The organism is Aeromicrobium sp., from assembly GCF_049586495.1.
Classification (GTDB): Bacteria; Actinomycetota; Actinomycetes; order Propionibacteriales; family Nocardioidaceae; genus Aeromicrobium.
Genome location: NZ_JBAVCB010000198.1, coordinates 1 through 11,100, shown reverse-complemented (window position 1 = coordinate 11,100; position 11,100 = coordinate 1). Strand labels below are relative to the sequence as shown.

Annotated in this window: 12 protein-coding genes; 4 read left to right on the top strand and 8 right to left on the bottom strand. The window is 67.7% G+C overall.

Going from position 1 to position 11,100, the window contains the following annotated elements:
* Window positions 1–438, bottom strand: a 438-nt coding sequence (locus tag WB508_RS10635) for an adenylosuccinate synthetase (protein WP_423844859.1), incomplete at its 3' end; no start/stop codon positions are given.
* 91 nt (window positions 439–529) lie between these two features.
* Between WB508_RS10635 and WB508_RS10630 the strand changes: the two genes are divergently transcribed.
* Window positions 530–1,420, top strand: a complete 891-nt coding sequence (locus WB508_RS10630; protein WP_423844858.1) for a diacylglycerol/lipid kinase family protein — start codon at window positions 530–532, stop codon at window positions 1,418–1,420.
* Here WB508_RS10630 and WB508_RS10625 read toward each other — a convergent pair.
* Window positions 1,417–2,289, bottom strand: coding sequence for a class I SAM-dependent methyltransferase (locus WB508_RS10625; protein WP_423844857.1), 873 nt, complete (start codon window positions 2,287–2,289; stop codon window positions 1,417–1,419). The genes WB508_RS10630 and WB508_RS10625 overlap by 4 nt on opposite strands.
* Window positions 2,290–2,414: 125 nt before the next feature.
* Between WB508_RS10625 and WB508_RS10620 the strand changes: the two genes are divergently transcribed.
* The gene (locus WB508_RS10620) at window positions 2,415–3,110 is read left to right on the top strand and encodes a winged helix-turn-helix transcriptional regulator (RefSeq protein WP_423844856.1); all 696 of its coding nucleotides are present in this window, start codon (window positions 2,415–2,417) and stop codon (window positions 3,108–3,110) included.
* A 10-nt stretch (window positions 3,111–3,120) separates the two neighbouring features.
* Here the strand turns inward: WB508_RS10620 and WB508_RS10615 are convergent, their stop codons facing one another.
* From WB508_RS10615 to WB508_RS10590, 6 genes are all read right to left on the bottom strand, one after another.
* Window positions 3,121–3,525, bottom strand: a complete 405-nt coding sequence (locus WB508_RS10615) for a DUF3151 domain-containing protein (protein ID WP_423844855.1) — start codon at window positions 3,523–3,525, stop codon at window positions 3,121–3,123.
* A 48-nt stretch (window positions 3,526–3,573) separates the two neighbouring features.
* A complete protein-coding gene (gene fbaA, locus WB508_RS10610) occupies window positions 3,574–4,593 on the bottom strand; it encodes a class II fructose-bisphosphate aldolase (protein ID WP_423844854.1) in 1,020 nt (339 codons plus the stop codon).
* 65 nt (window positions 4,594–4,658) lie between these two features.
* Window positions 4,659–6,017, bottom strand: coding sequence for an FAD-dependent oxidoreductase (locus tag WB508_RS10605; protein WP_423844853.1), 1,359 nt, complete (start codon window positions 6,015–6,017; stop codon window positions 4,659–4,661).
* Between the two features lie 10 nt (window positions 6,018–6,027).
* The gene (locus WB508_RS10600) at window positions 6,028–6,630 is read right to left on the bottom strand and encodes a TrmH family RNA methyltransferase (RefSeq protein WP_423844852.1); all 603 of its coding nucleotides are present in this window, start codon (window positions 6,628–6,630) and stop codon (window positions 6,028–6,030) included.
* Window positions 6,627–7,277: an orotate phosphoribosyltransferase gene (gene pyrE / locus WB508_RS10595; protein ID WP_423844851.1), complete on the bottom strand. Its 651-nt coding sequence runs from the start codon at window positions 7,275–7,277 to the stop codon at window positions 6,627–6,629. Before pyrE ends, WB508_RS10600 begins: the two co-directional genes overlap by 4 nt.
* 1 nt (window position 7,278) lies before the next feature.
* Window positions 7,279–7,998 (bottom strand): sortase, encoded by a 720-nt coding sequence (locus WB508_RS10590; protein ID WP_423844850.1) that lies wholly within the window; start codon window positions 7,996–7,998, stop codon window positions 7,279–7,281.
* Window positions 7,999–8,219: 221 nt separating this feature from the next.
* On the opposite strand from WB508_RS10590, the gene WB508_RS10585 reads away from it, so the two are divergent.
* Window positions 8,220–9,371: a pyridoxal phosphate-dependent aminotransferase gene (locus WB508_RS10585; RefSeq protein WP_423844849.1), complete on the top strand. Its 1,152-nt coding sequence runs from the start codon at window positions 8,220–8,222 to the stop codon at window positions 9,369–9,371.
* A 119-nt stretch (window positions 9,372–9,490) separates the two neighbouring features.
* Window positions 9,491–11,026, top strand: a complete 1,536-nt coding sequence (locus WB508_RS10580; RefSeq protein ID WP_423844848.1) for an APC family permease — start codon at window positions 9,491–9,493, stop codon at window positions 11,024–11,026.
* Window positions 11,027–11,100: the final 74 nt, after the last annotated feature.

The window sequence follows — 11,100 nt, the reverse complement described above, 5'->3', positions numbered from 1 at the left end:
GCGGATGCCGATGCGGTTCATCTTGTCGGCATACGTGGGTCCGATGCCGCGGCCGGTGGTGCCGATCTTTCGGCTGCCCAAGAAGCGCTCGGCGACCTTGTCCATGGTGCGGTTGTAGTCGGCGATCACGTGCGCGTTGGCGCTGATCACCAGCTTGGACGTGTCGATGCCGCGGGCTTCGAGACCATCGATCTCCTCGAACAGGACCGCGAGGTCCACCACCACGCCGTTGCCGATGACCGGGACGCACCCGGGGCTGAGAATGCCGCTGGGAAGCAGGTGCAGGGCGTACTTCTGGTCGCCGATGACCACGGTGTGTCCGGCGTTGTTCCCGCCGTTGAACTTGACGACGTAATCGACCCGGCTACCGAGCAGATCGGTTGCCTTGCCCTTGCCCTCGTCACCCCACTGGGCTCCGACGATGACCACTGCCGGCATCTGCTGCACCACCTAGACGTGCGACAAGCCCCGATCGTGCGGGGCTCTTACGGAGGCACTCTACTTCAGCACCCCCTACTCTGGCGATCTCATGAGAACACTCCTCGCCATCGCCAACGCCGAAGCCGGCACCGCCGACGACCAATCAGTCGACACCGCGCTCGAGGTGCTGCGCGCCGACGCCGACGTCACGCTGGTGCGCACCTCATCTCCCGACGACCTCGACCAAGCGCTTTCGGAGCACTCGGACGTCGATGGCGTGGTCGCCCTGGGCGGCGACGGGTCGGTGCACGCCGTGGTCGCTGCGATGCATGCCGCCGACCGGTTGTCCGACACATTCGTCGCCATCATCCCGCTGGGGACGGGCAACGACTTCGCGCACACCATCGGGCTGCCTGACGAACCTGCCGACGCCGCGCGGCTGGTGCGAGACGGCACCGTGCGCAGCGTCGATCTTGTTCTCAACGGCAACGACGACGTCGTCGTCAACGCGGCGCACATCGGGGTGGGTGCCGAAGCAGCCGCGGCAGCGGTGCCGTGGAAGAAGCGGTTCGGGCCGCTGGGCTACGTGATCGGCAGCCTGGTCGCCGGCGTGCGCAGCCTGATCAAGCCTGGCGCGCGCGTCGAGATCACGGTCGACGGCAAGCGGCTGCCGGGCCACCGGGTCGTGCAGGTGGCGGTGGGCAACGGCCGGTACGTCGGTGGCGGCACGCTGCTGCTGCCCGAGGCAGACCCAGCCGACGGGTTGCTCGACATCGCCATCTCATACCCCGCCTCGCCGATCCGGCGAATCGGCTACGTCCTCAGCCTGCGCAGCGGCCAGCACGTGCGTCGCGCCGACGTCACCTATCTGCGGGGCAGTGAGATGACAGTGCGCGGCGACGCCATGCCGAGCACGAGCGACGGCGAGCTCACCGATCCCAGATCGGACCACTCGTGGCGCATCGTGCCCGGCGCCTGGCGCCTGGTGATGCCCAGCTAGGGCCGGGTCCCGGACACCACGAGCATCTCGCAGGGCCCCACGAAGCCCTGCGCGTCCTCGAACTGGGTGAGAGCCTGCTCGATCTCTTGCCAAGCAGCGGCCCGTCCGCCCTCGTCGACGCCGGACAGCATCTGGTGCAGCGCCCCGAACGACTCCTGCTCGAATCGCACGCACTCAGCTGCGCTGCTCAGACGCACCGGAGAGGGAACCGTCGTGACGGTCACGTCACTCAGGCCCGCGGCGCGGTAGGCAGCCTCTGCGACCCCCGGCCCACCCAGACTGAACGGCCCCGGCAACCCCGGCCCCGGAGCCGGCAGGCCAGCGATCCGGCGGATGATGCCCACCGGGATCGAGAAGAACTCGTTGCGGTCAGGGGTGGAGTAGACGACCGCCGAGATCCGGCCGCCGGATCGCACGGCCCGACAGATCTCGGCAAGAGCCCGCTGCTGGTCAGGAAAGTAGATCAGCCCGACGCGCGAGATCGCGGCATCGAAGGTGCTCGCGGCGAGCCCGCTGAGGTCCTCCCCGTCCGCCTCCATCGTGCCCACGACGTCGGCGAGCCCGTCGTCAGCGGCCGCCTCGGCCGCGTAAGCGAGGATTGCCGGCGAGATGTCGGTGGCCAGGACGTGGCCCGTAGGCGCCACTCGGTGCCCAGCGGCCAACGTCTGGCCTCCTGCACCGGCGGCGACGTCCAGGACGCGCGAACCGGGCCCACAATGCACGTCGTCGAGCATCTGCTCGGTCGCGGCGCCCAGCCAGTTCTCGATGGCTGGCCCCCAGCGGTGCCACGCCGGGGCGGCGCTCTCCCACTGGGCTCGGGTAGTCGACTTGAAGGCGACGGGGTCGAAGGTGGCGGGTGTCGAACTCATGATGTCCTCCTGGAATGGGGTGAACTCCCACCGTGCGCTTCGTTCGCGCGCACGACTAGGACGGAAACTGGACCCCGCCGGAACTGTTTCTGGACTTTCGCGCAGACCGGGCAGACACTCAGGGGATGAAGGAGTACGGCCAGTACTGCCCGGTCGCGCTGGCGAGCGCCGTGATCGCCGAGCGATGGACGCCCCTCATCATCCGCGAGCTGGTCATCGGTGGGCGTCGCTTCAACGAGATCGACCGGGGGCTACCCGGCATCTCCCGCTCCCTGCTCAAGCAGCGACTCGACCACCTCGAGCGCAGGGGCATCGTCGACAAGGTGACGATGCCCCACGGGCACGAGTACCACCTGACCCCTGCTGGCAAGGACCTCGAGGGCGTCATCATGGCCGTCGGCGAGTGGGCCGTGCGGTGGATGTTCACCGAGCCCGAGCCGCGGGAGGTCGACCCGGTCACCTTGACGTGGTGGATGTCGCGGCGAGTCGTCGCCGACGAGCTGCCGGACGATCGCACGGTCGTCGAGTTCGACTACGCCGGCGATGACCCGACCCGTATCTGGATGGTCATCGAACGACACGAGACGTCGGTGTGCACCGATCCGCCCGGCTTCGAGACCGACCTGTTCGTCGCGACCACCCCCGTGGACCTGATGCGCGTCTTCTCCGGCATCACGACGTACCACGAAGCTGTCTCGTCGGGCCGGATCACCCTGACCGGTCCGTCGCGACTCACGCGATCGCTGCCAAGCTGGTTTGCCTGGAGTCCGTTTGCGCCCGCGGTCCGCCAGCACCTGGAGCTGGCCGGCCGCGTCACGTGAACCCCCCGAGCTAGCCGATCAGCGCGGCGTAGGCCTCGGGGCTCGACTCGTGCAGGAACTCGCGACAGCGGTGCGCCTCGGCGTCGTCACCCAGGCGGGCTGACGACTCGCCGAGTGCGGCCAGCGAGCGCAGGAAGGCCCGGTTCGGCTCGTGCGACCACGGCACCGGGCCAAAGCCCTTCCAGCCGCTGCGACGCAGCAGGTCCAGCGAACGGTGGTAGCCGGTGCGGGCGAAGGCGTAGCCCTCGAGGTCCAGCCCGTCGGTCAGCGCCAGCTCGGACAGCGTGATCCACGCCAGCGCCGAGTCGGGGTGCAGCGACGCCACGTTCTTGGGGTCGCTGCCCTCGGCCAACGCCGTTGCACCGGGATCTTCGGGAAGCAAGGTCTCGGGCGGCTCGCCCAGCAAGTTCGTCATGCTCCCATCCTGACACCCGCCTCCCCGGCTGGGTTGACCAGCAGGCCGTCAGAGCTTGGTGCCGGCGGAGCGGAGGTTGGCGCAGGCTTCGGCGACGCGGGCGGCCATGCCGGCCTCGGCGACCTTGCCCCACGCACGGGGGTCGTACTGCTTCTTGTTGCCGACATCTCCGTCGATCTTCAGGACACCTTGGTAGTTGGACAGCATGTGGCCGGCCGCTGGGCGCGTGAAGGCGTACTGGGTGTCGGTGTCGACGTTCATCTTCACGACGCCGTAGTCGACCGCGTCGGAGATCTCCTCAGGCAGCGAGCCGGATCCACCGTGGAACACCAGATCGAACGGCGAGTCCTTCCCGTACTTCTCACCGACGACTTCTTGGGCCGTCTTGAGCACCTCGGGGCGCAGCTTGACGTTGCCGGGCTTGTAGACGCCGTGCACGTTGCCGAAGGTCAGAGCGGTGAGGTAGCGCCCCTTCTCGCCGATGCCGATCGCGGCCGCGGTCGCGAGGGCGTCCTCCGCGGTGGAGTACAGCTGTTCGCCGGCGCCGCCCTCGACGCCGTCCTCCTCGCCACCCACGACACCGATCTCGACCTCGAGGATGATGTTGGCGGCTGCGCAACGGGCCAGCAGCTCCTGGGCGATCTCGAGGTTCTCCTCCAGCGGCACAGCCGACCCGTCCCACATGTGCGACTGGAAGTACGGGAGGCCGCCGGCCTTGACCCGCTCCTCCGACGCCGAGAGCAGCGGGCGGACGAAGCCGTCGAGCTTGTCCTTGGGACAGTGATCGGTGTGCAGAGCGATGTTCACCGGGTACTTCTTGGCAACCTCGTTGGCGAAGGCCACGAAGGCAAGCGATCCGGTGACCATGTCCTTGACGGTGGGACCAGACCAGTACTCGGCACCGCCCGTGGAGATCTGGATGATGCCGTCGCTCTCCGCCTCTGCGAAGCCTGCGAGGGCCGCGTTGAGCGTCTGCGAGCTGGAGACGTTGATGGCCGGGTAGGCGAAAGACTCGCTCTTGGCCTTGTCCAGCATCGCGGCGTAGACCTCGGGTGTGGCGATGGGCATGCGATCTCCTGAGACTGGGGGTGTCGGCGCCGCCAGTATTCCAGCAGGCGTCGCCTACGTGCGAGTCACGAGTCCAACGCGCGGACGACAGCGCGCGCGGCCACCTGCAGGGGGCTCCACACCGAACCGAACGGCGGCGCGTATGCCAGGTCGAGCATCACGACTTCGTCAACGGTCAGGCCACCTGCCAAGGCGGTGCCGGCGACGTCGATGCGCAGGGCGGCGTCCTCCGCTCCGACGATCTGGGCGCCAAGGAGTCGCCGAGTGCTGCGATCGGCGATCATCAGCACCGTCATCTCCGCCGCACCAGGCATGTACCCGGCGATGTTCGTCGTGACGATCGACGCCGACACCGGGTCGAATCCCGCATCGCGCGCCTGCTGGACCCCCAGCCCCGTGCGCGAGATCTCCAGAGAACAGAACTTCGTGATCGCGGTCTGGACGACGCCGGGAAAGGTCAGCGCAGACGAATCGCCGCGTACGTCAGCGGCGATCGAGGCCGCCGCGACCATGCCCTGCTTGTTGGCGTGGGTGCCGAGCGCGATGTGCACCTTCTCGCCGGTGACACGATCGACAGAAGCGACGCAGTCGCCGGCGGCCCAGATGTCGTCGTGGCCCTCGACGCGCTGATGGGGGCCGACCAGCAGCGATCGCCTGGGCCCGGTGGGCAGGCCGACGTCGACCGCCAGCTCCGTGCGGGCTTGGACGCCGAGGCCCAGGATCACCAGATCGGCCGGAATCGAGTCGCCGTCCGCCTCGACCGCAACGACACGGCCGCCGTCGAGGGTGAAGCCGGTCACGTCGGTCCCCGAGCGCAGCGTGATGCCACGGCTGCGCATCGCCTCGGCGATCTGCTCTCCCAGCTCGGACTCCACGATGGGCAGGGGGGTGTCCGCCCGCTCCACGACAGTCGTGTCGAACCCCCGGGTCACGCACGCCTCGGCCATCTCGAGACCGATGTAGCCGCTCCCCACCACCACGACGCGGCGCGGCTGCTGTGCCATCGCGTCGAGGACAGCCTGCCCGTCCTCCAACGACTGGACGCCCAGGATCCCGCCGCCGCCGATGCCGGGCAGGTCCGGTCGGATCGGTTCAGCCCCCGTGGCCAAGACCAGCCGGTCGTAGTCGAGCGTCTCGCCATCGGCCAGCGTCAGCCGGCGAGCCTCGATGTCGAGGCCCGTGACCTCGACTCCGAGCCGCAGGTCGATGCCGTGATCGCGATGCTCCTGAGGCGTTCGCGCCACGAGATCGTCGACGGAGTCGACGTCGCCGGCGACCCAGTACGGAATGCCGCAGGCCGAGTACGAGGTGCTGTTGCTGCGTTCGAGCAGCACGACCTCGTGCTCGTCGGACAGCGTCCTGTTCAGATTGGCCGCCACCGTCGCGCCTGCCGCGTTCGCACCGATCACCACTACTCGTGCCATGTGGGCGACCCTATGCGGCAGGTCCCGCATGCGCCCGGATCCACGCGTGCATCGCGATGGCAGCCGCCGCTCCTGCGTTGATCGACCGAGTCGATCCGAACTGGGCGATCGACAGCAGACCTGCGCTCGCGGCGCGAGCCTCGTCGCTGAGCCCGGGGCCTTCCTGACCGAACAGCAGGACGCACGCCTGGGGGAGGGTGGCCGTCTCGATCGGCTCGGAGCCCGCCGTGTTGTCGATGCCGATCAACGGCACCGCGGTCTCGCTGGCCCACGCGGCCAGGTCGTCGACCGTCTCGTGGTGGCGCACGTGCTGATACCGGTCGGTGACCATGGCGCCACGCCGATTCCAGCGGCGCTTGCCCACGATGTGCACCTCGGCAGCCAGGAAGGCATTGGCCGTGCGCACGATCGATCCGATGTTGAAGTCGTGCTGCCAGTTCTCGATCGCGACGTGAAAGCCGTGGCGGCGACGATCCAGGTCGGCGACGATCGCCTCCACCGTCCAGTACCGGTACCGGTCGGCGACATTGCGCGCGTCGCCGTCTCGGAGCAGGTCGTGATCCCAACGATCACCCTCGGGCGGGGTGCCGTCCCACGGACCGACGCCGATCACGAGCCTGAGACGCCGAACTCGGCGCGATAGGCCCCGATGGCGTCGAGGTGCTCGGTGTGACGACCGGTCTCCTGGATGAACTCGACGATCTGATCGAGGGTGATGATCGCCGTGACGGAGGTGCCGAGGTCGCGTTCGACCTGCTGAATGGCCGACAGGTGTCCGGTTCCCCGCTCTTGTCGATCGACCGCCACCACGATCCCCGCGAGCGTGGCGCCTTCGGCCTCGACCACCTCGTGCACCTCACGGATGGCTGTGCCCGCGGTGATGACGTCGTCGACCACCAAGGCACGACCCGTGAGAGGCGAGCCCACGATCACACCGCCTTCACCGTGGTCCTTTGCTTCCTTGCGGTTGAAGCACCACGGAACATCTCGATGGTGATGGTCCGCCAGCGCGATCGCAGTCGCCGCGGCGATCGGGATGCCCTTGTAGGCAGGCCCGAGCAGCACATCGAATTCGACACCGCTCTGCATGATGGCTGACGCGTAGTACCGTCCAAGAGCGGACAGTCGATCGCCGGTGTTGAACAGCCCCGCGTTGAAGAAGTACGGCGATGTGCGGCCCGACTTCAGCGTGAAATCTCCAAATCGAAGCACGCCATGATGCAGGGCGACGTCGATGAACTCGCGCTGGTGGTCGTGCACGTCAGGGTGACTTCGCGTCCGGGGACGGCTCAGCGGCACGGTCAGCAGGGGGTTCGGTGGTGGCCTTGTCGATGGTCTCGACCAGATCACCGACGACGATGTTGCGGTCGTTGGTGTGGAAGAGCTCCGAGCAGGTCAGCATCGTGAGCTTGGAAACTTCGGGAGGCTCGCCGCTGGCATCCGGGCTGGGCACCTTCCACAGCGGCCAGCTGACCGTGAAGTCGACCTTGATGGCGTCGCCAGCGTTCTCCAGCTCGTAGACAAAGACCTTGGTGCGAGTTTCCACCTCGACCTCGTCCCCCTTGCGGAGCTTCAGGAAGTCGCGGAATGGCTCGCCGTGCGTGACTCGGTGGCCAGCGATGGCAAAGTTGCCGATCTCGCCTGGTTGGGCTGCCTTCTCGTACATGCCAACACCCCTGGCCAAGGCAGCGTCATCGAATCCCTCGACGATCGGAACCTCGAAGTCCTTGCCAAACCGGTCGACCCTCAGGAGCGCCACGGCGTCGCCGTCGAGGCCGTCCTTCCACTGCGCGACCGTCGCTTCCTTGATCTCGGCCTGTTTCTGCTTGGCGACGATGTTGGTGCCGAAGTACTGCCACGCGAACCAGCCGAGCAGACCCAGCCCGCCGACGATCAACAGGACGCCCAGCATGGTGGTGAAGCGTCGGCCCGCGGACCGACGCCGGCTGGGCGGCTGCGGGGGGGCGGCCGTGAGAGTCATGGTGTCGATTCTTTCATCCCGCTCCCAGCCCAGCACCCTCGGCGGACGAGTGCGCGAAAATTTCTGGCATTACCGTGACTCCGGCGCGAGACGCCCTCTACGATGGTGTGCGTCGCCCCACCGTTTCACCCCCCGAGAACGGTGGGGTGACCTACGTCCGGGAGAACGTCGACACGCCGACCGAGCTGGACATTCATGTCCGTGATCTAGTGTCGAAGGCCATGAAGACCTCAGCCGATCGGCTCGCCGGACTTGGGACGACCGTGTTCGCTGAGATGACGGCGTTGGCCGTGCGCACCGGGTCAGTGAACCTCGGCCAGGGCTTCCCCGACACCGACGGTCCTGCGGCGATCATCGACAAGGCCGTTGAGGCCCTGCGCACAGGTCGCAATCAGTACGCGCCGGGCGCTGGTGTCCCTGAGCTGCGCCGGGCGATCGCGGATCACCAGAAGCGGTTCTACGGTCTCAGCATCGACCCTGACGTGGAGGTCGCTGTCACCACGGGAGCCACCGAGGCGATTGCTGCTGCTCTGCTCGGGCTGATCAACCCCGGCGACGAGGTCGTGGTGCTGGAGCCGTACTACGACTCGTACGTGGCCATGCTGCAGATGGCGGGGGCCGTGCGCCGACCCGTCACGCTGCGCGCCCCGGACTTCCGGCTCCCGGTCAACGAGCTGCGAGCGGCCGTCACCCCCCAGACCACGGCCATCTTGCTCAACTCTCCCCACAACCCCACCGGCGCGGTGCTCACCCGCGACGAGCTGACCGCTGTGGCCGAGCTGGCCATCGAACATGATCTGATCGTCATCAGTGACGAGGTGTATGAACACCTCACGTTCGGCGTCGATCACATCCCGATCTCCTCGCTGCCCGGCATGGCGGAGCGAACGCTGACCATCAGCTCAGGGGGCAAGAGCTTCTCCTTCACGGGCTGGAAGATCGGCTGGGCCACTGGTCCGGCACCGCTGGTGCAGGCCCTGATCGGCGCCAAGCAATTCCTGACGTACACCTCCGGAGCTCCCCTGCAGCCGGCCATTGCCGCAGCGCTCGATGACGCCGAAGACATCACCGGCAGCCTGCGCGACACGCTGCACTCTCGCCGCGACCGGCTGTGTGACGGACTGAGAGCGACCGGCTTCGACGTGTTCGTGCCCGACGGCACCTACTTCGTGACCACCGACATCCGGCCCTTGGGATTCGACGACGGATTGGAGTTCTGCCTGGCACTGCCCGAGCGGTGCGGCGTCGTCGCGATTCCGCATCAGGTGTTCTACGACGACCGGGACATCGGCCGCCCGCTGGTGCGGTGGGCGTTCTGCAAGCAGGAAGGTGTGATCGAGGAGGCACTCCGTCGGCTGGGGAGGCTCACCTGATGACTCCACGCACCGCGAAGGGCAGAGATTTTTCGGTAAACCGCTCGACAGGATCGTTTGGGTCCAAATAGGTTTGTTGTCTGCGTCACAGCACCGGCCCCCGACCTGAGAGGTTGACCATGACCACCCACCGAGACTCAGCCCCCAGCCACGGATCTCCTCCCGGCGAGAGCCTCAAGAGCAACCGGCTCGGCATCGCGGGCATCGTCTTCTTCGTCGTCGCCGCGGCAGCCCCCCTCGTCGGCATGACCGGTGCCGTACCGGTCGCGATCGTGCTCGGCAACGGCGCCGCCGCTCCGGGCGCGTACCTCGCGGTCGGCATCGTGCTGCTGGTGTTCAGCGTCGGCTACTCCGCGATGAGCCTCCGCGTCAGCAACACCGGCGCCTTCTTCGCGTACGTCGGTCGCGGACTTGGTGTCGTGCCAGGTGTCGGTTCGGCGTTCGTCTCGCTGCTGGCGTACATCGCCATCCAGCTGGCCATCTTCGGCTTCTTCGGCGCGGTCGCGGCCGGACAGTTCGATGCTCGGCTCGGTATCGACCTGTCGTGGTGGGTCTGGGCGCTGCTCGCGTGGGCACTCGTGCTGGGCCTGTCGATCATGCAGGTCGACCTCGGCGCCAAGCTGCTCGGCGTGTTGATGCTGGCAGAGGTCGCGGCGCTGGGACTCGTGGCCGTCGTCGTGTTGTTCCAGGGCGGCGGGCCCGACGGGCTCTCGCCCGCTTCGTCGTTCTCGCCAGCCAAGATCTTCGAGGGCGGCTTCACCGGGTCGGCGGGCATCGCCCTGGCATTCGCCTTCGCTTCCTACATCGGCTTCGAGGCCACCGCCATCTACGCCGAGGAGACCAAGGACCCCAAGCGCGCGGTGCCGATTGCCACCTACACGGCCGTGACGCTCATCGCTGTGCTGTTCGCCCTCACGTCCTGGGCCGTCGTCAGCGGCATCGGCAGCTCGAACATCGTCGAGGAGGTCGCGAACCGATCGGCCATCGACGGCGAGCCGCTGGCCGATCCGGCCGCAGTCCTGTTCTCCGTGGCCGACCAATACGTGGGCAGCTGGCTCGGGACCGTCATGAGCTGGCTGGTGCTCACCAGCCTGTTCGCCGGCCTGCTGGCCTTCCAGAACAGCGCAGCGCGGTACTTCTTCTCGCTGGGCCGAGCGGGAGTGCTGCCGCGAGCCCTCGACCGGGTCAACAAGGGCGGCGCACCCGTGGCGGGCGCCCTCACCACCTCGGCGATCTCGCTGGTCGTGATCGTGCTGTTCGTGGTCACCGACAAGGACCCCGTCCTGAACATGTTCTTCTGGTTCAGCGCCATGGCGGTGCTCGCGATCGTGCTGGTCGAGATTCTCGTCTCGGCCGCGGTGATCGCGTACTTCCGCCGCACCGGCGAGGACACGCGTCCGTGGAACACCATGATCGCCCCGGCGATCTCGATCGTCGGGCTGGCGCTCGGCGCCTACCTGGTCGCGGCCCGATTCGGCCTGCTCGCCGGCACCGTCGCCGAGGGCGTCGACCCGACCGCGCAGACGTTTGGCCTCTCGACGCTGGGCTGGTTCTTGGTGCTCGCGCCGTTCATCGTGTTCGCGATCGGCCTGCTCGTCGGCCGGATCCGCCGCGGCTCGGAGAACGCTGACGCGATCGCCGATCTCGTCAGCTGACACCCACCTCACCCACGGAGGGCCCTACATCGCGAGATGTGGGGCCCTCTGTCGGTGTTCGAGGGGCTAACGAC